Annotated in this window: 22 protein-coding genes; 12 read left to right on the top strand and 10 right to left on the bottom strand. The window is 62.3% G+C overall.

Going from position 1 to position 24,593, the window contains the following annotated elements:
• Nucleotides 1-118 precede the first annotated feature (118 nt).
• Genes hpaE through HBO19_RS16395 form a run of 3 tightly spaced genes read right to left on the bottom strand, consistent with a single transcriptional unit; the run spans nucleotide 119 to nucleotide 3,017 of the window.
• The gene (hpaE, locus tag HBO19_RS16385) at nucleotides 119-1,579 is read right to left on the bottom strand and encodes a 5-carboxymethyl-2-hydroxymuconate semialdehyde dehydrogenase (RefSeq protein ID WP_169956881.1); all 1,461 of its coding nucleotides are present in this window, start codon (nucleotides 1,577-1,579) and stop codon (nucleotides 119-121) included.
• Between the two features lie 5 nt (nucleotides 1,580-1,584).
• The gene (locus tag HBO19_RS16390) at nucleotides 1,585-2,355 is read right to left on the bottom strand and encodes a fumarylacetoacetate hydrolase family protein (RefSeq protein ID WP_169956879.1); all 771 of its coding nucleotides are present in this window, start codon (nucleotides 2,353-2,355) and stop codon (nucleotides 1,585-1,587) included.
• Entirely contained in the window at nucleotides 2,352-3,017 is a 666-nt protein-coding gene (locus tag HBO19_RS16395) for a fumarylacetoacetate hydrolase family protein (protein WP_169956878.1), read from the bottom strand. Before HBO19_RS16395 ends, HBO19_RS16390 begins: the two co-directional genes overlap by 4 nt.
• A 127-nt stretch (nucleotides 3,018-3,144) precedes the next feature.
• Between HBO19_RS16395 and hpaA the strand changes: the two genes are divergently transcribed.
• On the top strand, nucleotides 3,145-4,038 hold the full coding sequence (gene hpaA, locus HBO19_RS16400) for a 4-hydroxyphenylacetate catabolism regulatory protein HpaA (protein WP_169956876.1): 894 nt from the start codon (nucleotides 3,145-3,147) through the stop codon (nucleotides 4,036-4,038).
• On the opposite strand, the gene HBO19_RS16405 is transcribed toward hpaA, so the two are convergent.
• Nucleotides 4,039-5,295, bottom strand: coding sequence for an OprD family porin (locus HBO19_RS16405; RefSeq protein WP_170057857.1), 1,257 nt, complete (start codon nucleotides 5,293-5,295; stop codon nucleotides 4,039-4,041).
• Nucleotides 5,296-5,508: 213 nt separating this feature from the next.
• Here HBO19_RS16405 and hpaR point away from each other — a divergent pair, with 213 nt between their 5' ends.
• Together hpaR and HBO19_RS16415 are read left to right on the top strand one after the other, a co-directional pair.
• Complete coding sequence (gene hpaR / locus HBO19_RS16410; protein ID WP_169956874.1) at nucleotides 5,509-5,931, top strand: homoprotocatechuate degradation operon regulator HpaR; 423 nt, start codon at nucleotides 5,509-5,511, stop codon at nucleotides 5,929-5,931.
• A 52-nt stretch (nucleotides 5,932-5,983) separates the two neighbouring features.
• Nucleotides 5,984-6,994, top strand: coding sequence for a GlxA family transcriptional regulator (locus HBO19_RS16415; protein WP_170057858.1), 1,011 nt, complete (start codon nucleotides 5,984-5,986; stop codon nucleotides 6,992-6,994).
• A 9-nt stretch (nucleotides 6,995-7,003) separates the two neighbouring features.
• Here the strand turns inward: HBO19_RS16415 and HBO19_RS16420 are convergent, their stop codons facing one another.
• Complete coding sequence (locus tag HBO19_RS16420; protein ID WP_170057859.1) at nucleotides 7,004-8,242, bottom strand: methionine gamma-lyase; 1,239 nt, start codon at nucleotides 8,240-8,242, stop codon at nucleotides 7,004-7,006.
• A gap of 123 nt (nucleotides 8,243-8,365) precedes the next feature.
• Between HBO19_RS16420 and HBO19_RS16425 the strand changes: the two genes are divergently transcribed.
• Nucleotides 8,366-8,836, top strand: coding sequence for an Lrp/AsnC family transcriptional regulator (locus HBO19_RS16425; protein ID WP_169956871.1), 471 nt, complete (start codon nucleotides 8,366-8,368; stop codon nucleotides 8,834-8,836).
• 161 nt (nucleotides 8,837-8,997) lie between these two features.
• Nucleotides 8,998-10,413: a M10 family metallopeptidase C-terminal domain-containing protein gene (locus HBO19_RS28670; RefSeq protein WP_170057860.1), complete on the top strand. Its 1,416-nt coding sequence runs from the start codon at nucleotides 8,998-9,000 to the stop codon at nucleotides 10,411-10,413.
• Between the two features lie 3 nt (nucleotides 10,414-10,416).
• Here HBO19_RS28670 and HBO19_RS16435 read toward each other — a convergent pair whose 3' ends face one another.
• Nucleotides 10,417-11,067, bottom strand: a complete 651-nt coding sequence (locus HBO19_RS16435) for a histidine phosphatase family protein (protein WP_262386276.1) — start codon at nucleotides 11,065-11,067, stop codon at nucleotides 10,417-10,419.
• Between the two features lie 245 nt (nucleotides 11,068-11,312).
• On the opposite strand from HBO19_RS16435, the gene HBO19_RS16440 reads away from it, so the two are divergent.
• Nucleotides 11,313-12,776, top strand: coding sequence for a hypothetical protein (locus HBO19_RS16440; protein WP_170057861.1), 1,464 nt, complete (start codon nucleotides 11,313-11,315; stop codon nucleotides 12,774-12,776).
• A 40-nt stretch (nucleotides 12,777-12,816) separates the two neighbouring features.
• Here HBO19_RS16440 and HBO19_RS16445 read toward each other — a convergent pair whose 3' ends face one another.
• Nucleotides 12,817-13,899: an SMP-30/gluconolactonase/LRE family protein gene (locus tag HBO19_RS16445; protein ID WP_170057862.1), complete on the bottom strand. Its 1,083-nt coding sequence runs from the start codon at nucleotides 13,897-13,899 to the stop codon at nucleotides 12,817-12,819.
• A complete protein-coding gene (locus HBO19_RS16450; RefSeq protein ID WP_170057863.1) occupies nucleotides 13,896-14,582 on the bottom strand; it encodes a sterol desaturase family protein in 687 nt (228 codons plus the stop codon). Before HBO19_RS16450 ends, HBO19_RS16445 begins: the two co-directional genes overlap by 4 nt.
• 285 nt (nucleotides 14,583-14,867) lie before the next feature.
• Between HBO19_RS16450 and HBO19_RS16455 the strand changes: the two genes are divergently transcribed.
• The 6 genes from HBO19_RS16455 to HBO19_RS16480 all read left to right on the top strand — a co-directional run bounded on the left by HBO19_RS16455 (nucleotide 14,868) and on the right by HBO19_RS16480 (nucleotide 21,863).
• The gene (locus HBO19_RS16455) at nucleotides 14,868-15,782 is read left to right on the top strand and encodes a substrate-binding domain-containing protein (RefSeq protein ID WP_170057864.1); all 915 of its coding nucleotides are present in this window, start codon (nucleotides 14,868-14,870) and stop codon (nucleotides 15,780-15,782) included.
• 63 nt (nucleotides 15,783-15,845) lie between these two features.
• Nucleotides 15,846-17,354, top strand: a complete 1,509-nt coding sequence (locus HBO19_RS16460; RefSeq protein ID WP_170057865.1) for a sugar ABC transporter ATP-binding protein — start codon at nucleotides 15,846-15,848, stop codon at nucleotides 17,352-17,354.
• Nucleotides 17,320-18,312 (top strand): ribose ABC transporter permease, encoded by a 993-nt coding sequence (locus HBO19_RS16465; RefSeq protein WP_170057866.1) that lies wholly within the window; start codon nucleotides 17,320-17,322, stop codon nucleotides 18,310-18,312. Before HBO19_RS16460 ends, HBO19_RS16465 begins: the two co-directional genes overlap by 35 nt.
• Before the next feature lie 73 nt (nucleotides 18,313-18,385).
• Entirely contained in the window at nucleotides 18,386-19,465 is a 1,080-nt protein-coding gene (locus HBO19_RS16470; protein ID WP_170057867.1) for an alcohol dehydrogenase catalytic domain-containing protein, read from the top strand.
• Between the two features lie 2 nt (nucleotides 19,466-19,467).
• Nucleotides 19,468-21,000: an FGGY-family carbohydrate kinase gene (locus tag HBO19_RS16475; protein ID WP_169956884.1), complete on the top strand. Its 1,533-nt coding sequence runs from the start codon at nucleotides 19,468-19,470 to the stop codon at nucleotides 20,998-21,000.
• A 137-nt stretch (nucleotides 21,001-21,137) separates the two neighbouring features.
• Complete coding sequence (locus HBO19_RS16480) at nucleotides 21,138-21,863, top strand: SDR family oxidoreductase (RefSeq protein ID WP_170057868.1); 726 nt, start codon at nucleotides 21,138-21,140, stop codon at nucleotides 21,861-21,863.
• Here the strand turns inward: HBO19_RS16480 and HBO19_RS16485 are convergent.
• Together HBO19_RS16485 and HBO19_RS16490 are read right to left on the bottom strand one after the other, a co-directional pair.
• Complete coding sequence (locus HBO19_RS16485) at nucleotides 21,860-22,864, bottom strand: LacI family DNA-binding transcriptional regulator (RefSeq protein WP_169956861.1); 1,005 nt, start codon at nucleotides 22,862-22,864, stop codon at nucleotides 21,860-21,862. The genes HBO19_RS16480 and HBO19_RS16485 overlap by 4 nt on opposite strands.
• A gap of 50 nt (nucleotides 22,865-22,914) precedes the next feature.
• Nucleotides 22,915-23,778, bottom strand: coding sequence for a LysR family transcriptional regulator (locus HBO19_RS16490; protein WP_169956860.1), 864 nt, complete (start codon nucleotides 23,776-23,778; stop codon nucleotides 22,915-22,917).
• Nucleotides 23,779-24,593: the final 815 nt, after the last annotated feature.

A 24,593-nucleotide genomic window follows, 5' to 3' on the forward strand; every position in this document is an offset into this window, starting at 1 on the left:
TGGTGCGCTACGGACCGTGTAGGAGCGAGCTTGCTCGCGAAAAACCCAAGGTCAGCGCGTTAACCCTGAAAGTCAGCGTTATCGTTGACGAGCATCGCGGGCAAGCCCGCTCCCACAGTTACACGCCCCAGCGCGGGATGTGATGGCTGCCCATGGAGATGCACACGTTCTTGATTTCTGCGAACACTTCGAAGCTGTACTGGCCGCCTTCGCGACCGGTCCCCGAGCCCTTTACCCCGCCGAACGGCTGACGCAGGTCGCGCACGTTCTGGCTGTTGATAAACACCATGCCGGCCTCGATGCCACGGGCTAGGCGATGAGCCTTGCCGATGTCCTGGGTCCAGATGTAGGACGCCAGGCCATATTCGGTATCGTTGGCCAGTTGCAGGGCCTCGGCTTCGTCCTTGAAGGGAATCAGGCACACCACCGGGCCGAAAATTTCTTCCTGGGCGATGCGCATGTTGTTGTTGACGTCGGCGAACACGGTCGGCTGGATAAACTGCCCGCGTGCCAGGTGCGCCGGCAGGTTCGCCGGCCGCTCCAGGCCGCCTGCCACCAGGTTGGCGCCTTCTTCGAGGCCAATCTTGATGTAACCGGTGACTTTGTCATAGTGGGCTTGTGTGATCATCGAGCCCACCTGGGTGTTCGGGTCTTGCGGGTCACCGACAATCAGGCGTTTGGCGCGGGCGGCGAACTCGGCGACGAACTGCGGGTACACGCTCTGCTGGATGAACACCCGGCTGCCGGCGGTGCAGCGCTCGCCGTTCAGCGAGAAGATGGTGAACAGCGCGGCATCCAGGGCCCGTTCGAGGTCGGCGTCTTCAAAAATCAGCACCGGTGACTTGCCGCCCAGCTCCATGGAGTACTTTTTCAGGCCGGCGGTCTGCATGATTTTCTTGCCGGTGGCGGTGCCGCCGGTAAAGGAAATCGCCCGCACATCCGGGTGACGCACCAGGGCATCGCCGGCGGTGGCGCCGTAGCCCTGGATCACGTTGAGCACGCCCTTGGGAATCCCCGCTTCCAGGGCCAGGCGCCCCAGTTCGTTGGCAGTCAAAGGCGACAGCTCGGACATCTTCAGTACCGCCGTGTTGCCCAGGGCCAGGCACGGTGCGGTCTTCCAGGTGGCGGTCATGAACGGCACGTTCCACGGCGATACCAACGCACACACACCTACCGGTTGGTACAGGGTGTAGTTGAGCATCTGGTCGTCCACCGGGTAGCTGTGGCCGTCCATGCGCGTGCAGACTTCAGCGAAGAAATCGAAGTTGTGCGAAGCCCGTGGGATCAGCACGTTCTTGGTCTGGTGGATCGGCAGGCCGGTGTCCAGGGTTTCCAGTTCGGCCAGGTGCGGCACGTTCTGCTCGATCAGCTCACCGAGCTTGCGCATCAGGCGCGCGCGCTCCTTGGCCGGGGTGTTGGCCCACTTGGGGAAGGCTTCCTTGGCCGCAGCCACGGCCTGGGCGACTTCTTCGGCGCCACCGCTGGCCACTTCGCCAATCGCCTCGCCGGTGGCGGGGTTGTAGTTGATGAAGGTGTCTTTGCTTTCGACCTCACGGCCGTTGATCCAGTGTTTGATCATGGGGTTCAAGCCTCTTTCCGGGCGGCGAAAAAGTCCGCCTCGCTGACAATTCGGTTGACCAGGCGGCCGACGCCTTGCACTTCCACCACCACTTCATCCCCTGGCACCACGTCGGCCAGGCCTTCGGGGGTGCCGGTGGCGATCATGTCGCCGGGTTGCAGGGTCATGAAGCTGGACAGGTATTCGATCAGGTAGGGGATATCGAAAATCATGTCGCGGGTGCTGCCTTCCTGGCGCAACTCACCGTTGATCCAGGTGCGCAGGGTCAGGTTGCCTGGGTCCGGCACATCGGCCACGTCGACCATCCACGGGCCGACCGGGGTCGTGGCGTCGCGGTTTTTCACCCGCAGGTTGGGGCGGTAGTAGTTTTCCAGGTAGTCGCGGATCGCGTAGTCGTTGCACACGGTGTAGCCGGCCAGGTACTCCAGGGCGTCCTCGCGCTTGACGTTGCGCGCCGGCTTGCCGATCACCGCCACCAACTCGCACTCGTAGTGCATGTAGGCGATGTTGTCCGGGCGCCAGGTGATCTGGTTGTGTCCGGTGTAGGTGCCCGGCGACTTGATGAATGCCAGCGGCTCGGTCGGCGGGGCGAAGGCAAGTTCGGCGGCATGGTCGGCGTAGTTCAGGCCCAGGGCGAACATATTGCCGGTGGCCGGTGGCAGCCACTGCACCTGGTCTTCGGCCAGCAACCGACCATCGGCCAGGCGCACAGCATTGAAATCTTCGACGTGGACCTGATGGACCTGGCCTTCAAAACGGATACGCGCGTGCTTCATGGCTGTTCCTCGGCCTGGATGTGGTTGACCAGGCGGCCCAGGCCGCTGATCTGGACTTCGACGGTGTCGCCGGGCTGCACATCCACCCGGCCTTCGGGCGTGCCGGTGATCAGCACATCGCCTGCATGCAGGGTCATGAATTCGCTGATCTCGGCGATCAGCCGGGGAATGTCGCGGACAAAATTGGCCGTGGTGTTCTGCTGGCGCAACTCGCCGTTGACCAACAGCTTGAGGCTCAACTGATGGGGGTTGGCGATCTGTTCGCGGGCCACCAGTTCAGGGCCCAGGGCGCAGAACCCGTCGCGGCACTTTGCTTTGACGGCGGGGCGGTAGTAGCTGTCTTCCGGCAGGCTGAACTCATTGACGATGACATAGCCCGCCACATGCTCCAGGGCATTTTCCACGCTGACGCGGCTGGCGCTTTTGCCGATCACCACGCCCAGGGCCGGGCCCGGTTGCAGGCGCTCGCCGTGGGGCTGGTGCACGATGCCGTCATGGCTGTTGCGGGTGTTGGGGGTCTTGATAAACAGCACCGGCTTGACCGGGGGCTTCTGGTACGGCGGCTGCTCGAATTCGGCGAGACGCTGGTTCAGCAAGCCCTGGTAGTTCAGCGCGACGCCGAACAGGGTGCCGCTGGCAACATCATGCAGGGTACGGCTCATGGATTTCTCCTGGCGATGGCGACTGCTTTAAAGGCAGTTCGTTAATGTATTAACGTTATAATTAATATGTTAACTACCGTCAAGCGTGGCAAAATCATCGGGTGCAAAAAACAATAAAGAGAAGCCTGTGAAACCGATCCCCAACATCAACATCGGCCAGGTCTACGACCAGCGCTACAGCGATGCCGACGTGCATTACGATCGGCTCGGCAACCTGGCGGGTTTTTTCGGGCGCAACATGCCCGTGCATCGGCATGACCGGTTCTTCCAGGTGCATTACGTCAAGAGCGGCGCCGTGCGGGTCTACCTCGACGATCAGCAGTACCTGGAATCGGGGCCGATGTTTTTCCTCACGCCGCCCACGGTGGCCCATGCCTTTGTCACTGAAGCCGACGCCGATGGCCACGTACTGACCGTGCGCCAGCAGTGGGTGCGGGCGCTGGTCGATGCCGACCCGAGCCTGGCGCCAGGCCCACAGATCCCACCCGCCTGCGTGGCGTTGGCCCGCCTGGCACCTGAGTTCGAGCCCGAGATCAAGCGGCTGGACTGGCTGTTCGACGAGTTGAGCGGCGAGATCAACAGCACCGGCGCGGGGCGGGCGGCGGCCCTGGAAAGCCTGACGCGGTTGATCATGATCAGCCTGCTGCGCCTGTGCGCCAACTCCCTGCAAGCACGCCCGGCGCGCCATGAAGACCTGCGCATCTTCCACCGCTTCAATGAGCTGATCGAAGACCACTATTTGCGGCATTGGCCGCTGTCGGCGTACGCCGAACAAATCGGCGTGACCGAGGCGCGGCTCAACGACGTATGCCGGCGCATTGCCGACCTGCCGTCCAAGCGCCTGGTGCTTGAACGGCTGATGCAGGAAGCCAAGCGCCTGCTGCTGTTTACCGGTGGTTCAGCCAATGAAATCTGCTATCAGCTGGGGTTCAAGGACCCGGCTTATTTCAGCCGGTTCTTCCAGCGCTATGCGCACATGACACCGGGGGAGTACCGCCTGCGCCAGGCAGGCCTGCGTTGATCACCACAGCGCCAGGCTGTAGCCGACGATGATGCGGCTTTCGTCGATATCGCTGGTCAGGCCGTTGCTCGAACGCAGGGTCGCGTTACGCAGCCTGACGTTGACGTTTTTCAGTGGCCCGCTCTGCACGGTGTAGGTCAGGTCGGTATCGCGCTCCCATTCGCGGCCATTACGCACGCTGGCGGTCTGCACGTGGCTGCCATCCACATAGCGGGTCATGAAGGTCAGCCCCGGCAGGCCGAGGGCGGCGAAGTTGTAGTCGTAACGCGCCTGCCAGGCATCGGTCTGGGCCTTGGTGAAGACGTTGATGGTTACCAGGTTGACCGAATAGGGGTCCATGCCGGGGTAGGCGAAATCGCCGTCGCCCGAGAGGTTCTGATAGCCCAGGCCAAACTTGTGGGCCCCCGTCGACAGGCTCAGCATGCCGTTGAAGAACCGGTTGTCGATGCGCCCGCCGTCCACTCGCGATGCGCCACGCAAATCATGGCTGCCTTGCTCGCGGGTATCGAAGTAACGCAGGTCGCTGCGCAGGCTCATGCCGTTGCTCAGCGGCAGGTCGTGCACCAGGCCGATGAAGTGCTGGCGGTAGATGTCCTGCATCTGTGCGTAGTAGTAAGTCGTCGCCAACTGCGGGGTGATTGCATAGGTGCCGCCGGCCAGGTCCAGGTGGCTGCTGTCGACGCCGGCGTAGCTCATCTGGTCGTTGCTGGAAGAATCGCGCAGGTTTTGTTTTTCCAGGCGGCCCAGGTTCAGGGTCAGGCCGGCGATGTCCTGGGAGGTGAGCAGCTCGCCGGTATAGGTCGAGGGCAGGAGCCGGGTGTCGTTGTAGGCGGCCACCGGCAGCTGCGGCTGCAGGGTGCCGGCCTTGAGCACGGTTTTCGACACTCGCACCTTGGCCGTCAGGCCCACTTCACTGTAGTTGTCTACGGGCTGCTGGCTGGCGCCATACGGCAGCAGGCCGGTACCACGACGGTCACGGCTGGAATCGAGCTTGACCCCCAGTTCACCCAGGGCATCCACGCCAAAGCCCACCCGGCCTTCGGTGTAGCCCGACTCCAGGCGCAGCACAAAGCCCTGGGCCCACTCATCGGCCTTGTTCTGCGGCGCGTTTGTCTGGCGAAAGTCACGGTTCATATAGAAGTTGCGCAGGTCGAGGCTGGCCTTGCTGTCCTGGATAAACTCGGCGTAGGCGCTCAGGGGGCTGAACGTAGCGCACAGGCCCGCGCTGGCCGCCAGGGGAAGGAGGCGCAAATGCATGACAGATTCCTTTTGTTGTTTTTGTAGGTATCGCCCTTCGGATCACTGAAGGGGGTGGCATATTGTTAACATGTTATATTTATTCTGGGTAGACAATTTGCATCGTCATAAAATAATTCGTGTCGAGATTAACGAGTTTGTGCGGCGGCCGGCTTGCATGCCCGTGGAGCCGACCCTAAGCTTCGACGCTTCGATCTCTTATGCGCGTGAGCCATGTCCACTCCCAGACCTTCCCTGACGCTGACCCTGCTGCAGGCCCGTGAAGCCGCCATGGCGTTTTTCCGCCCGTTGCTCAATGAACATCAATTGACCGAACAGCAGTGGCGGGTGATTCGGATCCTGCGCCAGCAAGGCGAACTGGAGAGCCATCAACTGGCGCACCTGGCCTGCATCCTCAAGCCGAGCATGACGGGCGTGCTGACGCGCCTGGAACGCGACGGCATCGTGCGCCGGCGCAAGTCCAGCGAAGACCAGCGCCGCGTGTTCGTGAACCTCACCGAGCAGGGGCAACAGTGCTTCGTCGAGATGAGCGCGGGGATGGAAAGCAACTACCAGAAGATCCAGGAACAGTTCGGCGAAGAGCAATTGCAGCAACTGCTCGAATTGCTCAACCAGTTGAAAAACATCAAGCCCTAAGCTGTTGCCGGCGATGGCGCCTCATACAGCGCCGCAGACAGGTTGAACACTCATGGAAAGACGGCAATTTAGCGGCGGGATGAAAGGCAAGAACCTGCGCTACCTGAACGAAGCCCCGGGCCAGGCCCCACGCCTGGTTCGCGCGGGGTTTGTGCTGTTGGAACATTTTTCCCTGCCGGCCTTCACCCAGGCGCTGGACACTCTGATCACCGCCAACCTGCTGCGTCCTGGGCTGTTCACCTCGCGCACCTTCGGCCTGGACGAGCAGGAGGTGATCAGCGACCTGGGCCTGGTGATTCGCCCGGACGCGCGCCTTGAGCACAGCGCGCTGGCCGATCTCGACCTGCTGGTGATCTGCGGCGGCTATCGCACCCAGCTCAAGGCTGGTGAAAGCTTTATCGAACTGCTCAAAGCCGCCGCGCAGCAGGGCGTGATCCTCGCCGGGCTATGGAACGGGGCGTGGTTCCTGGGCAAGGCCGGGGTGCTGGATGGCTATCGCTGTGCCATTCATCCGGAGCATCGCCCGGCCCTGACGGAAATCGCCAAGGCCACCGAAGTCAGCAGCGAGCCCTATGTGATCGATCGTGACCGTCTCAGCGCATCCAGCCCATCCGGTGCGTTCCATATGGCCCTGGACTGGATCAAGAGCCTGCACGACAAGGCGCTGGTGGAAGGTATCGAAGATATCCTGGCGTTCGAGGAGTCGCGTTACCGGCGGATCAAGCCCGCTGAAAATATCTGCGTCAGTGCGCCGCTGCGCGAGGTGGTGCGCCTGATGGATGCCAACCTCGAAGAACCCCTGGCCCTGGAGCAACTGGCGGTGTATGCCGGGCGTTCGCGGCGCCAGCTGGAGCGCCTGTTTCGCGAGCAGTTGGGCACCACACCGCAGCGCTATTACATGGAGTTGCGCATCACCGAGGCCCGGCGCCTGCTGCAGCACACCGAACTGTCCCAGGTCGATGTGCTGGTGGCCTGCGGGTTCGTGTCGCCCAGCCACTTCAGCAAATGCTACAGCGCCTACTTCGGCTACCGGCCTTCGAAGGAAACCCGGCTGGTGAAGTGACCCCCATTCCTACACAGAATGGGTCGCCGGTTTGCTCGCCGGCGCACGCTTGACGCAATGCGCCAGCGCCTGCTGGATATCGGCCAGCAGGTCTGCAATATCCTCCAGCCCTACCGACAAACGCACCAGCCCTTCGGCAATTCCGTGTTGGGCACGTTCCTCTGGGGTGTAGGTGGAATGGGTCATGCTCGCCGGGTGCTGGGCCAGGGATTCGGCGTCGCCCAGGCTGACCGCGCGGCTGAACAGCTTGAGCGCGTTCATGAAGCGCTTGCCGGTGGCGATGCCGCCCTTGAGTTCAAAGGCAATCATGCCACCCGAGAGTTTCATCTGCCGCGCCGCCAACTCGTATTGTGGGAAGGAGCGCAGGCCGGGGTAGGTTACCGACGCGACCGCCGGGTGCGCCTGCAAGGCTTCGGCCACGGCCTGGGCATTGCTGCAATGGCGATCCATGCGCAGGGCCAGGGTCTTGAGGCCGCGCATCAATAAAAAGGCGTCCTGGGGCGACAGGACGGCACCGGTCAGGTCCTTCAAGCCTTGCAGGCGGATGCGTTGTGCCAGGTCATGGCGGCTGACGGCGATCCCGGCGGTGATATCGCCATGCCCGCTGAGGTACTTGGTGGCCGAATGCACCACCACATCGGCGCCCATTTCCAGCGGGCGTTGCAGGTACGGGGTGCAGTAGGTGTTATCGATGACCACAGTAATGTTGGGTTGCTGGTGAGCGATCTTGGCCACGGCGGCAATGTCGATCAATTGCAGGTTGGGGTTGGCCGGGGTTTCGCAGTAGATCATGCGGGTCGCGGGGGAGAGTGCGGCGCGCAGGGCGTCGAGGTCCGACAGGTCGACATGGCGCACCTTGACGCCGAACTGGCCGATGCCATGGTGCAGCAGGGAGAAGGTGCAGCCGTACAAGGTCTGGCTGACGATCACCTCATCGCCGGGGCGCAGCAGGGTCCAGAAGGTCGCGGCAATCGCGCCCATGCCGGAACTGAATGCCACTGCTGCCTCGCCGCCCTCCAGGGTGGCCATGCGTGACTCCAGCAGCGCCAGGGTCGGGTTGGAAATGCGCGTGTAGAAGTGCCCGCTTTCTTCACCGGCAAAACACCCCGCGCCGTATTCGGCGGTCGGGAAGGCAAAGGTCGCCGACAGGTAGATCGGCGGCACCAGGGCCCCGTGATGGTCTTGCGCATCGTAGCCGTAGTGAATGGCGCGGGTAGAAAAGCCGAATGTATTGTGTTTATTGTGCATGTCGGACGCTCCTTATTTCCTACAATGTTATGCTCATAACCGAGGCCGAACGTTGCCTACTTTGCCGAGAAAAACCGCTGGCGAAGGATGAAGTCCCATAAAAATAACAATTTGAGGCAAGACATGCCCAGCAGCCTGGACCGTACCGACAAAGCCCTGTTAAACGCCCTGCAAGGCAACGCGCGCCTGACCGTTGCCGAACTGGCCGAGCGCGTTTCCCTGACCACCTCGCCGTGCTGGCGCCGGATCAAGAACCTGGAAGACAGCGGCGTGATCGGCGGCTACCAGGCGATTCTCTCGCCCAAGGCCCTGGGCTATGGGGTCACGGCGTTTGTCAGCATCATGATGGACACCCACTCCAAGGAAATCGCCCGGGCGTTTGAACAGCGGTTGCTGGACATCCCGGAAATCGTCGCCTGCCATAACGTGTCCGGGCGCTATGATTTTTTGCTGGAAGTGGTGGCCAAGGACCTGGAGTCCTTCGGCGAATTTGCCCGGGAGGTGTTGCAGACATTGCCGTGTGTGAAGGAAATCTATTCGAGCTTTTCCTACAAGTCGGTCAGGCCGTTGCGGGTGATTCCGTTGCCGGGGTGACGACGGTCTTTGTTTGAAACAACCAGCCTGCGCGTCGCTGTTTCCCATAACAAATGCAGACTTTTCGTGATACCGCAGCCAGCCAGGCTCCTTCAAGGTTCGGCCGGTAGAGCGCACGCAACGGTGCCTCTCGGATCTGAAACGACCCAGGAGCCAGAGCCATGTTGACCCCCGCAATGCAAGGAAGTCCACTGTTCCAGACGATTGATCAGTTTCGCCATCGCGATGATCGTGGCAATGGCATCCAGCACAATGGGCTGGCGTCCAAGACCACGGGGGATGCGGCCAAGTCGCTGTGGCGTTCCAGTTCGGGCTGGCCGGACACGAACGCTGATGGCACGCGCTTGGTTTCCTACGAGTTCCGCGCCCCGCCCGCCGACCCCAAGCAGGTTTGGCAGAACAAGACCGGGTTCAGCCATATCCTCGAGAACCAGAGGCAGCAGACCCGGCGCAGCCTTGAGTCGATTGCAGATGTGGCGAACGTGGAGTTCAGCGAAGGGCCCAGGACGGCAAAAAGCGAAGGGCATATCAGCATTGGCAACTATGGGCAAAAGGTCGACCGCAACGGCCGTTCCCTGAGCGGCAACCCCCATGCGGTGCTGCCGGGCAGTGGCCGTGGGGGGGAGGTGTGGTTTGTAAACACGCCAGAGGAGCACAGCGTTGCCAACGCAGCCCTTGGCGATGCCGGCCGGCACACGATTGTCCATGAACTGGGGCATGCGATGGGGTTACAGCATCCTGGGCGCTATGACGGCAGCTTCACGCGCAACCAACTCGACTCCCACGAAGATTCGCAAAGCCACACCGGCATGAGCTACAGGGGCGAGCGCACCGCCTACATGCGGCATGACGGCTTTCGTTCATCGGCGCCACAATTGGACGATATAACGGCTTACCAGTCCCGATATGGCGCCAATCTCAAGACGCGCAATGACGACACCACCTACGGTTTCAACTCCAATACCCATCGTGACTTCCTGAGTATCCACAGCAAGAACGACAAGATGGTCGCTGCTATTTGGGATGGCGGCGGGACCGACACGCTGGACTTTTCGGGTTATGAGCAGGATCAGAAAATCAGCCTCAAGGCGGGGACGTTTTCCGATGTGGGTGGCCTTAAAGGCAACGTTTGCATTGCTTATGGCGTCACGATCGAGCATGCCACGGGTGGCAAAGGCAACGATTGGCTGGTGGGCAACGCAGCGAATAACCAGTTGCGCGGTGGTGACGGGAACGATGTGCTCTACGGCGCTGAAGGTGCCGACACGCTGTGGGGCGGCAAGGGCAACGACACCTTCGTCTATGGAAAAATCAACGAGTCCAATGCTGCGGCACCGGACCGGGTCCAGGACTTTGTCAGTGGCCAGGACAAAGTCGATGTGTCAGGGATCACCGCGCAGTTGGGCGGCAGACCGTTGCAGTTTGTCAGCAGGTTTTCTGGGGCGAGCGGCGAAGCCATCGTCAGTTATGACCGCCAGTCGAACATGAGCACGTTGCAGATTGCTGGAAAGCCTACCGAGGCGCCCTTCCTGCTGCAGGTGCAGGGAGAGTTGCGGCGCAGCGATATTGTGAGCTGACTGCTAGAGGTGGCCAAGGGCGGCGGCCCAGTCCTGGCTGTTCAAGACGCCCAGTACCTTGAGCTTGCCGTTGGTGCCGACCCGGACAAACAGCGAGCTGCCGTATTCGGCACCGTCGGCGTGGGGGTAGCCCAGCACCCGCTCCAGGTCGCCGATGCATTCGCTATGGGTGACCAGCAACAGGTTGCGCCCGGCAATCTTGCGTACCGGCAGGTCATGCGCGAGGGCGGTGCCACACAAGGTCAAGCGGTCGGGTAACACGTGGACGTCGCCGAACATGAACTGCGAAGTTTGCAAGGTACGCGTGGTGGGGCTGCTCAACACATCGCTGTGGGACATGCCCAGGGTATGGAATGCGCTACCCACCGCCACTGCCGAGACACTGCCGGGGCGGGTCAAGCCATCGACAGGGCCCAGGCACGGATTGCTGGAGCGGTCGCAGCGTTCTTCATGGCGCACCAGCACGATCAGGTTGCCACTGCGCCAGGCTGCCAGGGCCCCTGAAGTGACCAGACGATTGTCGACGCCCAGGTTCTGCGGCGTGGTGGGCCAGAGCATGGCGCCCATCACTACAAGGCTCAGGGCGATCAGCGCACCGAAACGCAGCCCTGACTGCCTGAGGGTTTTCGCCCGGCGTTCATCCGGGCAATTCATTTCAACCACGCTCTTCACCCTGGCACCTGAGGTACAGCTGTTTGTGTTGCCGGGCAATGTAGGGGCAGGGGCGTGGTCGGCCAGTGAAATCGATGTGAAAAAATTGCCTTGGCGGTGACGGTCTTTCGCACATTCATCTTAAAAAATACTGTACATATATACAGTTATATCCTACAGTCCATCCCAGGTGAACGGATTTCACCGCGCACCGACGCCACAATTTTTTAACTATGGATGGATAAAAAATGAAATCGAAAAAAGCCTTTATGCTGGGCGCGGCCATGGCGGCCTCCTGCTTCGTTTCGGCCTTTGCCCTGGCCGAGCAGTACCCTTCGCAAGCCCCCGCCAAACTGTCCGCCCAGGCGGTCAAGCAAGCGGTGGACCAGGCGCTCAAAGTGGGGGGCAAGGTTGAGTCCTCGAAGCTTTCTGCCGAACTTACGCAAAAACTCAAGGCGGCCAAGGCGGGCAAGGCCAAGGCGCTGGCAAGCAAGGCCGCAGCCAGCAGCGCGCCGGTGGACACGCGGGTTGATGAGCTGAAAAAACCTGGCGAGAAGCAGTTGCAAGGTGCAGCGATTGCCGCTTTCACTCCCTTGTTCCCAACCCTGGATATCAACACCCTGTACACCGTCAGCGGTGTGGAAACCGGGGCGCAAGTGGCCTACCACTTCAACCTCGCGCAAAGCGCGCGCATCCAGGTTCAGCTGCTGAACCAGAGCGCCGGTACCGATATGTCGTTGAGCCTGTTCCATGACGACGGCCAGGGCAACCTGACGCTGGCGGGCACCTCTGATAACGCCGGCAGCGCCGATGAATACCTCAACGGCGTGATGCCTGCCGGCGATTACTACTGGTACATGGTGGCCAACACCGCGAGCAATTCGCAGTTCAGTTTTGGCGTGGCGGTGGACAGCAACATCGACGCCTTCGAGCCCAACGACACCGCGCAAACCGCGTTCGCCTTGCCAGACGCGCTGAACCACGTGGCCGGCAACCTCGACAGCGTCAACGATGTCGATTACTTCGACTTCACCGCGCTGCGCGGCCAGGGCGTGGGCATGTTCCTTGGCGATGACGGTGCGGGCACCCGCAACCAGTGGATTTTCGAGCGCTTCGATGGCAATAACTGGGTGGTGATCCAGCCAAACAACACCTCCACGTACCCCAACCTCACGCCTGGCTACACCGTCAAGGTGCGGGTACGGGCCAACCCGGCAGTGGCGCTCAACCCGCAGGCGCGATACATCTTGTCCTTTGGCTCGGCACCACGACTGAACCAGAACAATGTGAATGGCGACAACGTGGTGCGCATTCCCAGTTCGATCATGCAACTGGCCACCCAGGCCTCCCGTAGCCTGAGCTGGAGCACCCAATGGTCGGACAGCACCGGTGAGCCGCTGCGCGGCGTGACCCCGGTACTGCGGGTCGACAAACGCTTCGATAACACCATCAACTATCACTGGGTCGACTACGAGGCCAAGACCGGTATCACCGGCGCGGCCTCCGGCAACGTCGACCTGGGCACCTGCTCCGGCGATCTGAATGTGGTCTACCCGGACAGCTCGTCCGGCCAGACGTACAACTGGCGGACCTGGTTCAACATGGGCGGCTGGCGCATCGAGCTCAAGGAGTTCCCGGGTGTTGGTGTAGGCGGCAATATCACACAGTACGTAAGCCTGGGGCATATCTGCAGCCAGACCATCGTGCGCTAACCAGAAAGCGGCTTGCCGGCGCCCGCCGGCAAGCCAGCTTCTACAGGGCCAGTTTCAGCGGCAAGCGGGCCATGCTGGTGTTCTTCAGCGAGCCCAGGTACAGCCATTCGCCGTGTTCGCGGGCGCTGGTAATGGGTGAGTAGTTGCCCGCGCTGCCATCCTGCAGGTTGGCGACCACCTGGCCATGCACATCCAACCCCAGCACAAAGGCTTTGCGCTCGATGGGCTTGGGCACCACCATCAGCGCCCGCACCATCATCTTGCGTATCGCGGGGTAACCGGCCAAGCCATCGAGCAGGGGGTTACGCGGCGAATACAGCGCCACCCAGAACCGATCCCGGCCGTTGAAGGTGAGGTTGTCCGGCAGCCCCGGCAGGTTGTCGATAAACAGATCGTGGGTGCCAGCCTTGTCGCCCTTGAGCCAAAAGCGGCTGATGCGATAGGCCCCGGTTTCATTGACCAGCACATAGCTTTCATCCGGCCCCAGCGCCACGCCGTTGGCAAATTGCAGGTGGTCCAGCAGCACCTCGGTCTGGCCGTTGCTGAAGTCATAACGCAACAACCGGCCATCGCCACCATGCTCGATCACCGCTTCACCATCCTGGCCATAGCCCCAGCGGCTCGACGCGTCGCTGAAGTAGGCGTAGCGCCCGGCAGCATCCACCGTTACATCATCGGTAAAGCCGAAGGGCAGGCCATTGGCACTGGTGCTCAGGGTGCTCAGTTGGCGCTGGCCGTCCAATGCCAGCAGGCCCTTGACCCCATCGGCAATGATCAGGCGCCCGTCCGGGTGTTGCGCCAGGCCCAGCGGGCGGCCGCCGGTGTTGACCAGCACGTCCAGGGTGTTGCTGTCTGGCGCGGTGCGGATGATTCGCCCGTCATGCAGGCCGGTGACCAGTAAACCCTGGGCATCCACCAGCAACGCCTCGGGCCCGGCGATGCCCTGGGCGCCAACCCGCTGGACATCCTTCAGGCGCTGGTTTTCGCTGTAGGGCCCATCCCGCATGGATGGCGCCTTGGGCGCAGCCCAATTGACTGGCTGCACCTCGGTGGGCATCAGCAGCAAAAAGGCGGCGACAAGGATCAACACCAGCAACAGCAGATGACGGATTGTTTGGCTCATGGTGCTTCCCGCGGGTCTTTGGAGGAGGGTGTGGCGGGCTCCCAGTGCAACGTGCCGAACAGATAGTCCATCAGCGGCAGCACGATGTTGAAGTTGCGCCCTTGCATCAACTCACGGCGGTGATGCAGTGCGTGCAGCTGGTGCATGTGCCGGATCCACGGCAAGCGGGCCAGGGGATGCGCGGCAGGCAGGTGCTCGCAGGCGTGGAAGGTTTCGTAGAGCAGGTATCCGAGGATCATGCACCCGGCGAACAGCCCGGCGACGTTGGGGTTGAACTGCTTGAGCAGCCACCAGGCGGGGAGGGTGATGGCCAGGCTGTGGAGGACGATCAACCAGGCCGGAAACAGGATCACCCGCCAGTCCCTGGGGCTGCCATAGGTCATATGGCCTGGGGTGAAAAAGCTGTGGTGGTCGCCGGTATGGCGCGCATAGAACAGCTTGGCGAGGCCGTGTTTATGATGGCCGAGGTGACGGTGGACGAGGTAGATGCACAGATTGAAAAACACCAGTGTCAGGGGAATGGTCAGCCATTCCCAGGCCTGGATGTGCTGGGTGCTGCCCCAGGCCAGGAGGATGCAGGACAAACCGTAGATCAGCACAAAACCGGCATGCAGCCACGGGTTGTAGCGCGGGTGGACCGCGGCACGGTAGCGGTGGCGAAAGGCCTCGGTGGGATGGGTCATGGCGCAGCCTGTTATATTTTTTATTGGTGAGTGAGCTTAGCCCGGCCTGCCGATTTTGCGAACTGAGCTTGCCCCTGTAGGAGTCGGCTTGCCGGCGATGGCGCCAGCCAGAACACCCACAACGTCAAATAATGCCCCGTCATCGTGAAAGACCATCGCCGGCAAGCCGGCTCCTACAGGGAAAGCGCAAGGGGCTTGCGCCAGCCTCATTTCCTTGTTAGCTTCTGGCAAAATGTTAACGATAACATTTGCTCTAAAAATAAAAACAAAACAGAGACCCATGCCATGAAAATGCTTCGCAAAACCCTGTGTTTGTTGGCTCTAAGCATCTCCACCGTCGCCCTGGCCGACACCAAGCCCGCGCCTTTGCGCATCGGCGCATCCTTCCAGGAAATCAACAACCCGTACTTCGTCACCATGAAAGACGCCCTGCAAGAAGCGGCGGCGACCATCGGTGCGCAATTGATCATCACCGATGCCCGCCACGATGTGTCCAAGCAGGTCAGTGACGTCGAGGACATGCTGCAAAAGGGCATCGACATCCTGCTGATCAACCCCACGGATTCGGTTGGCGTGCAGTCCGCCGTCAAGTCGGCCCACGCAGCAGGTGTCGTGGTGGTGGCGGTGGATGCCCAGGCCGATGGCCCGCTGGATTCCTTCGTCGGCTCAAAGAACTTCGACGCCGGTTTCCAGGCCTGTGAATACCTGGCCAAGAACATCGGTGACAAAGGCAATATCGCGATCCTCGACGGCATTGCCGTGGTGCCGATCCTGGAGCGGGTCCGCGGCTGCAAGGAGGCCGTGGCCAAGCATCCGGATATCAAGATCGTCAGCATCCAGAACGGCAAGCAAGAGCGTGACCAGGCGCTGACCGTCACCGAAAACATGCTCCAGGCCCAGCCCACCCTCAAGGGGATTTTCAGCGTCAATGACAACGGCTCCCTCGGCGCACTGTCGGCCATCGAGGCCAGCGGCATGGACGTCAAGCTGGTCAGCGTCGATGGTGCGCCGGAAGCGATCAAGGCCATCCTCAAGCCGGGCAGCAAGTTCATCGCCACCTCGGCGCAGTACCCGCGCGACCAGATCCGCCTGGCCCTGGGCATTGCCCTGGCCAAGAAGTGGGGCTCACACGTGCCCGCCAGTATCCCGGTGGATATCGCCCTGATCGACCAGGCCAAGGCCAAGGACTTCAGCTGGTAAACCGTCCACGCCCCGCGTCAATCGTGGGGCGCGGGGCTCCCTTCTGAACGAGAGGTCGGCGGCATGAGCAGTCTTTTGCAACTGGAAAACATCTGTAAACGCTACCCCGGGGTGCAGGCCCTCAAGTCCATCAACCTGCAAGTGGAGCGTGGCGAGATTCATGCCTTGCTCGGGGAAAATGGCGCGGGTAAATCGACCCTGATGAAAATCCTCGGCGGGGTCGAGCACCAGGACGAAGGGCGCATCCTGATCGATGGCCAGGCGCAGCAGTTCGCGACCTATCGTGATGCGATTGCCGCCGGCATCGGCATTGTGTTCCAGGAGTTCAGCCTGATTCCCTACCTCACGGCGGTAGAAAACATCTTCCTCGGCCATGAACTGAACAACCGCTTCGGCCTGCTGCGCAAGCGCGATATGCAGCAAGCCGCCCAGGCACTGTTCCAACGGCTTGGGGTGAGCATCGACCTGCAATGCCCGGTCAAGCACCTGAGCGTGGCCGAGCAGCAGTTTGTCGAGATCGCCAAGGCCCTGGCCCTGGATGCGCGGCTACTGGTGCTCGATGAACCCACCGCGACCCTCACGCCAAGCGAGGCCGAACTGCTGTTCGAGATCATGCGCGAACTCAAGCGCCAGGGTGTGGCGGTGATTTTCATCTCCCATCACCTGGAAGAAATTTTCCAGGTGTGCGACCGCATCAGCGTGTTGCGCGACGGCGGCAATGCCGGCGTCACCGACGTGGCCGACAGCGACATCGACCGCCTGGTGGAAATGATGGTCGGCCGGCGCCTGGAGTGCAGTTTCCCACCCAAACCCAGCACCGAGCGTGGGCCATTGCTGCTGGAGGTCAAGGACATCCAGCTCAAGCGCAATGGCCCGCACAATAGCTTCCAACTGCACCAGGGCGAGATCCTCGGTTTTGCCGGGCTGGTCGGCTCGGGCCGCACCGAGCTGGCCCTGGGCATGATGGGCGCGCTGGCGTCGGTGACCAAGGACGTATGGCTGCGCGGGGTAAAGGTCAGCCTCGACGACCCGGCCCAGGCCCTGGCCCATGGGATCGGCCTGTTGCCGGAAAGCCGCAAGAGCGAGGGCCTGATCACCGATTTCAGCATTCGTGAAAACATCTCTATCAACAACCTGCACAAGTACCAGGGCGCCAGCGGCCTGATCGACAAGGGCAAGGAGTGCGCCAGTGTCGATGAGCTGATGCAGCAGCTGTCGATCAAGGCGCCGAGCGGCGAAAGCCGGGTATTCAACCTCAGTGGCGGCAACCAGCAAAAAGTGGTGATCGCGCGCTGGATCAACCATCACTGCGACGTGCTGGTGTTCGACGAACCCACCCGTGGCATCGACGTCGGCGCCAAGGCGCAGATCTACGCGCTGATGCGCAAACTCACCGAGCAAGGCTACGCAATCATCATGATTTCCTCCGAACTGCCGGAAATCATCGGCATGTGCGACCGCGTCGCCGTGTTCCACAAGGGCGCCATCGTCAAGGTACTGGAAGCGTCTGCCGTCAACCCACAAGAGGTCATGCGCCATGCAACAGGGGGCTCAAGTGAATACGTCCATTAACCGCGCAGGCACCCAGGGGATACGCCCGAACCTGGCGCGGCTGGTGCGCTCGCCGGCGTTTTATCCGTTTATCGGGCTGTTGCTGGTCACGGCAGTGATGATCGTGGCCAGCGACAACTTCCTCACCGCCAGCAACCTGTCCAACATCGCCCGCCAGGTGTCGATCAACGCGATCATCGCGGTGGGCATGACCTGCGTGATCCTCACCGGTGGCATCGACTTGTCGGTGGGGCCGGTGATGGCCTTGTCCGGCACCTTGACCGCCGGGCTGATGGTCGCGGGCCTGCCGCCGGGCCTGGCGATTGGCGCCGGGCTGCTGATTGGCGTGGCGTTTGGTATCGGCAACGGGTTGTTCGTGGCGTACCTGCATATGCCGCCGATCATCGTCACCCTGGCGACCATGGGCATCGCCCGTGGCTTTGGCCTGATGTACACCGATGGCTACCCGATTTCCGGGCTGCCGGAGTGGTTCGGCTTCTTTGGTCGCGCCAGCCTGCTGGGGATCCAGGTGCCGATCCTGATCATGCTGGTCACCTACCTGGTGGCCTATGTGCTGCTGCAACACACGCGCATCGGTCGCTACATCTACGCCATTGGCGGCAACGAAGAAGCGGTGCGCCTGTCCGGGGTGCGCGCGGCGCGTTTCAAATTGCTGGTGTATGGCATCAGCGGCTTGACCGCAGCGATTGCCGGGCTGGTGCTGACCTCACGCCTGATGAGCGGCCAGCCCAACGCCGGCATCGGTTTTGAGCTGGATGCGATTGCCGCGGTGGTCCTGGGCGGTGCCTCGATTGCCGGTGGGCGCGGGGTGATTGTCGGCACCTTGCTTGGCGCCATGCTGCTGGGCGTGTTGAACAATGGCCTGAACATGCTCGGGGTCTCGCCCTATGTGCAGAGCGTGATCAAGGGCGCAATTATTTTGCTGGCGATCTTTATCAGCCGTCAGCGCCACAAGTAAAAAAACGCAGTACCTCAACGCGGCCGCCGTGGCCGCGACGGGCTCTCTCATCTTCAATAAAGGTCAGTACCTCATGGAAAAGCACAGCCAAATGCAAGCCGTCGTCTGCCACGGCCCCAAAGACTACCGCCTGGAGCGCATCAGCAAACCCCAGGCGCGGCCCAATGAACTGGTGATCCGCATTGCCGCCTGCGGGATCTGCGCCAGTGACTGCAAATGCCACTCGGGCGCGGCGATGTTCTGGGGCGGCGACAACCCGTGGGTCAAGGCGCCGGTGGTGCCGGGGCACGAGTTTTTCGGCTATGTGGAGCAAGTGGGCGAGGGCGCCGAGGAACACTTCGAGGTCAAGGTCGGCGACAAGGTGATCGCCGAGCAGATCGTGCCCTGTGGCAAGTGCCGCTTCTGCAAGTCCGGCAAGTACTGGATGTGCGAGGTGCACAACATCTTCGGCTTCCAGCGCGAAGTGGCCGAAGGCGGCATGGCCCAGTACATGCGCATCCCCAAGACCGCCATCGTGCACAAGATTCCCGAGGCGGTGTCCCTGGAGGATTCGGCGTTGATCGAGCCCATGGCCTGCGCGATCCATACGGTCAACCGTGGCGACCTGCAACTCGATGACGTGGTGGTGATCGCCGGCGCCGGCACCCTGGGCCTGTGCATGGTGCAGGTGGCCGCGCTGAAGACCCCGAAAAAACTGGTGGTGATCGACATGGTCGACGAACGCCTGGCGTTGGCGAAAAAATACGGCGCCGATGTAGTGATCAACCCCGCCCGGGACGACGCCCGCGCGATCATCAATGGCCTGACCGACAACTACGGCTGCGACGTGTATATCGAGACCACCGGCGTGCCGGCCGGCGTGACCCAGGGCCTGGAGTTGATCCGCAAGCTGGGGCGTTTTGTCGAGTTCAGCGTGTTCGGCGCCGAGACCAGTGCCGACTGGTCAATCATTGGCGACCGCAAGGAACTGGACGTACGCGGCGCGCACCTGGGGCCGTATTGCTACCCGGTGGCCATCGACCTGTTCGAGCGTGGCCTGGTGACGTCCAAGGGCATCGTCACCCATGACTTCCCCCTGGATAACTGGGCCGAAGCGTTCGACCTGGCCAACTCGGTGAAGTCGATCAAGGTGCTGCTCAAGCCGGGGCAATGAGTATGAAATACGTGATTGGCGTGGACATTGGCACCCAGAGCACCAAGGCGCTGTTAGTGGATGGCGAGGGGCGGATCATCGCCCAGCACAGCCAGGGCTATCGCGTGGACACGCCAAAAGTGCGCTGGGCCGAGCAATGGCCACAGGTCTGGCTGGACGCGGTGCAGGCCTGTGTGGCCGAGTGCATGGGCAAGTCCGGGGTCGCCAAAGAACAGGTCAAGGCGCTGTGCATCAGCAGCCTGTACGGCGGCTCGGGGATAGCCGTGGATGGCGCCATGAAACCGTTGCACCCCTGCCTGATCTGGATGGACCGCCGCGCCGGCGAGCAGGTGGCCTGGGTGCGCGAGCAGGTCGACCTGGAGCGCCTGTTCGCGGTCACCGGCAACTCGCTGGACAGCTACTACGGTTTCACCAAAATGCTCTGGCTCAAGCAGCACCAGCCCGAGGTCTGGGCCAACACCCGCTACCTGTTGCCGCCCAACAGCTACATCAATTACTGCCTGACCGGTGAGGTGGCGGTGGATCACAGCAGCGCCGGCAATATCGGTGGGGTCTACGATGTGGCCGCGCGCGGCTGGTCGGCCGAGATGCTGGCGGCGTTGGATATCCCGCTGGCGATGATGCCCGAGCGCTTGCTGTATTCGGGCGAAGTGGTGGGCGGCCTGCTGCCGGAATGGGCACAACGCCTGGGCCTGGCGGCGGGCATGCCGGTGCTGGCCGGGGGCGTCGATGCGGCCATGGCGACCCTGGCGGCCGGTGTCACCCAGCCGGGCAACCACGTGGCGATGATCGGCACCAGCATGTGCTGGGGCTACCTCAACCAGCAGGTGGATGCCCGGCATGGCCTGGTGAGCATGCCCCATGTCTACAACGGCCAGCAGGACCTGTACATCTTTGGCGGCGCGATTACCGCCGGGGCCTCGGTGAGCTGGTTTCGCGAGCAGTTCTGCCAGGCCGAGGAGCAACAGGCGCGGGACACCGGCCAGGACAGCCTGTGGCTGCTGGAACAGAGCGCGCGCCAGATCCCGGCGGGCAGTGAAGGGCTGTTGTTTTTGCCGTACCTGATGGGTGAGCGCAGCCCGGTGTGGGATGACCAGGCCAGCGGCAGTTTTGTTGGCCTGAACCTGTATCACAGCCGCATCCACCTGTACCGCGCGGTGCTCGAAGGCGTGAGTTTTGCCCTGCGGCACAACATCGAGGCGGGCATGCGCGGCGCCCACTCCCTGGACCCTCGGCTGATCGTGGTGGGTGGCGCGAGCCATTCGGATTTGTGGATGCAGATTATCGCGGATGTCACCCGTTACCCGGTGTACACCATCGTCCAGGAAGTGGAGGCGGCGCTGGGCGCGGCGTTGTTGGCGGCGCATGCGGTGGGGTTGGTGGACGAGGGGCAGATGGCGCAGGGGTGGGTGCAGTTGGAGCTGCGGGCTGAGCCTGGGGCTGAGAATGTACAGGCGTATGACCGGGCGTTTGCGGACTACCTGAAGCTGTATCCGGCACTCAAGCCGGTGATGCACAGCCTGCAAACGAGTTAAGTGAACACGGACCAAAATGTGAGAGCTGGCTTGCCTGCGATAGCGGTGTATCGGTCACCAATGTGTTGGCGCACACGCCGCCATCGCCGGCAAGCCAGCTCCCACATGGGCTCTCTATTGCTTTGGGATATTCATTGATGACCACCACCTTCGATTTCACCCACCAACGCATCCTCGTCACCGGCGCCACCAGCGGCATTGGCCGGGAAATCGCCCTGCAACTGATCGCCAGCGGCGCCCAGGTCTGCGCCATCGGCCGTGACGCCCAGGCCCTGTCCCTATTGGGCTGTGAAACCCTGTGCCTGGACATCGCCAACAGCACCGCCCTGGACCTGGCCCTCAAGGACCTGCCGCCGATGCACGGCCTTGTCAATTGCGCCGGGATCTCGCGCCTGGAGCCGGCAGCAGCGATCAGCAGCGCCGCTTTCGACCAGGTGATGAACGTCAACGCCCGCGCCGCCGCGCAAGTCGCCAGCCGGGTGGCGGCGGCGATGATTGCGGCAGGTATCGCCGGCAGTATCGTCAACGTCTCCAGCCAGGCCTCGCTGGTGGCGCTGGACGATCATCTGGGCTATTGCGCGTCCAAGGCCGCCCTGGATGCGATCACCCGTGTGCAATGTGCCGAATGGGGACGTTTCGGGATCCGGGTCAACAGCGTCAACCCCACCGTGACCCTCACGCCCATGGCGCAACAGGCCTGGGCCGACCCGGCCAAGCGCGACCCGGCCCTGGCGGCGATTCCCCTGGGGCGCTTTGCCCAACCCCGGGAAGTGGCGTTGCCGGTGCTGTTTTTGTTGAGTGACGCGGCGAGCATGATCAGCGGGGTCAGCCTGCCGATCGATGGCGGCTACACCAGCCGCTAGCCGTTCTCCAGCTTGCCGGCGATCACCACCTTGTCCCGGGGTTTGTACGGGTCTTGCAGGCGGTCGAGCAACAGGCGCACCGCACTGCTGCCGGCCAGCGACGCATCGTGGGCCACGCAGGCAATCGGCACGCCGAAGATATCGGCAAACGGCAGGCGGTCGATGCCGCAGATGGTCAGGCTGTCGTGGGGGATATTGTGCATGCGCAAGGCGCGCAGGGCGCCCAGGGTGATCAACTGGTTGAAGCCCATGATCGCATCCGGCGCGCAGTGGGCGGCCAGGTAGTCGAGGGTGTGCAGGTAGGAGGGCATCAAGGTGTAGTCGCCGGCGCACACTTGGACCTGCACCTGGGGATGCTCGGCGAGCACTTCGCGCAGGCCCTTGAGGCGCTCTACGGTGATGCGCGAATGCTCGGGCCCGGTCAGCACCAGCAGGCGCTTGAGCGCAGGGTTGTGGCGCAACAGGTACTGCGCGGCCTCGATCCCGCTGTGGTAGTTGTCCAGCACCACGCGGCTGAACGGGCTGTCGTGGATCGTGCGGTCGAGCAGCACCACCGGGGTCTTGCCGTTGCCCAGGCGCTCCAGGTAATCGGGCTGGTAGTCGGGCTCGTCGGAGACCGGCGAGAGGATGATCCCCGCCACGCGATAACCGAGCAGGGTGTCCACGGCCTTGCTTTCCAATTCCTCCAGCTCGTCGGTGTCCACCAGCATGATGGTGTAGCCGTGCTTTTTCGCCTCGCGGGAAATCGCCTTGATCATTTCGCTGTAGAACGGGTTGTCCACTGACGCGGTGATCACGCCGATGATCAGGCTTTCGCTGCGCTTGAGACCGCGGGCGAAGGCGTTGGGCACGTAGTCCAGCTCGCGCGCCACCTCAAGGATCCGCGCCAGGGTGGCGGGCTTGACCAGATCGGGTTTGCTCAACGCCCGCGACACCGTGATGGTGGTCATGTTGACCCGTTTGGCGATGTCGCTGATGGTGACGGATTTTTTCTTGTTCATCGGCAGGTGGGACCAGGAGAAAACATCAGGAGGCTAACATGGGCACCGGTTCAAAGCACCGGATCCCAACGCTGTGACCAATCGCTCTCGGCCTTGACCACCCCGCGCAGCAGCACCAGGGCCTGTTGCAGGATCGCCGAATCACGCTCGCGCGAGTACACAAGGTAAGTCGGGAAACTGAACTCCGGGGCCTTGGGCACGCGTTCCATCACCCCGCTTTCAAGGTAACTCTGCACCACCCGCGTGCGGAAATAACCGCTGCCGCCATTCTCCAGGATGTACTGCAAGGCCAGCGGCCCGAGGTTGAAACTCACGGCGGCGCGGGCCTTGTCCGGTAGGGCGGCGTCGTGTTGCTGGCGAAAGCCCGGGCCCCAGTCGATATACACATAGGGATCGGGACGGCTGGCCAGGCGCACCAGGATCAGTTTTTCCTCCAGCACCTGCTCCACCTGCAACCCCGGCCAGTACTGCGGCTGGAACACCAGCGCGGCGTCCAGCACGCCCAACTCCAGCTGGCGCAACAGGTATTCACCGTCACGCACTTCGGTGCGCAGCGCATGGCTGGGGATGTGTTCGCGCAGGGCCTTGGCCCAACCGAGCATCAACGGGTTGCACAGGCTGACTTCGCCGCCGATATGCAGCACATTGCGATAACCCTCGGGCAACGGCAGGTCACGGCGCGCCGCTTCCCAGGTTTGCACCAGTTGATTGGCATACACCACAAACGCCTCGCCATCGGCCGTCAACCGCGCCCCGGCGCGGTTGCGCACAAACAGGGTGCTGTCGAGCTGGCTTTCGAGCTTTTGCACGCGAGCGGTGATGGCGGTCTGGGTGACGTGCAGCTTCTCGGCGGCTGCGGCCAGGCTGCCGCAGCGGGTGATTTCGAGGAAAGTGCGTGCCAGTTCGATGTCCATGTCGGCTCCGGAGGGGGTGGAGGGGCATTGTAGTGTGACAATCGCAGATCGGTCTGTGAAATGCGCTTCAATGTGGGAGCTGGCTTGGCTGCGATCGGCATGAGTCTCTACGCCGCTCGCACTTTTGGGTGTGTGTACATATCCGTTGCTGCGGTCATGGCCACTTAGGGTTCCGCCCTTACAGCGGCTCACTTTGGAAAAGCCCCAAAGTAAGCAAAGGGCTCTTGCCCCACCACTCGGCACCTCGCCTAGGCTCGGTGTGCCCGTCATCCGATATTGATTTGGGGGGCCGCCGCGATGGGCCATCCCTGGCCCAGCGCGGCTAACCCGGCGTCCTGCCGGGTTACCCCCCAAATCAATATCGGATGACGGCCAGCGTGGTTTAACGGGGCGCCTAAGATCAAAATCACAAGCAAAGCGAGGCGGCCTGACAGCCGACCTGATCGTCGAAGCGTACGCGTACCCTGTAGGAGCGGGCTTGCCCGCGATGACGGTGTATCAGTCGATGAATCTGTTGGCTGACCTGCCGTCATCGCAGGCAAGCCAGCTCCTACAGGGGAATGCAGCTTCGCGCTCTGGCTTTGCTGTTGCTCTGTTTTTGATCTGGCTTTTGATCTTAGGCGCCCCGTTAACCACGATGGCCGCAGGCAGGTATTGCGCAGTGGGCACCCCGGCAGGATGCCGGGGTAGCCGCGACACGGCCATGGATGGCCGATCGCGGCGGGCCCACGGAGCAATGCCTGGCTGCGGGCATGCCGAGCCTAGGCGAGGCACCGAGTGGTGGGGCAAGAGCGTTTTGCTTACTTTTGCGCAGC

It is taken from the genome of Pseudomonas sp. WS 5021 (assembly GCF_012985535.1).
Taxonomy (GTDB): domain Bacteria; phylum Pseudomonadota; class Gammaproteobacteria; order Pseudomonadales; family Pseudomonadaceae; genus Aquipseudomonas.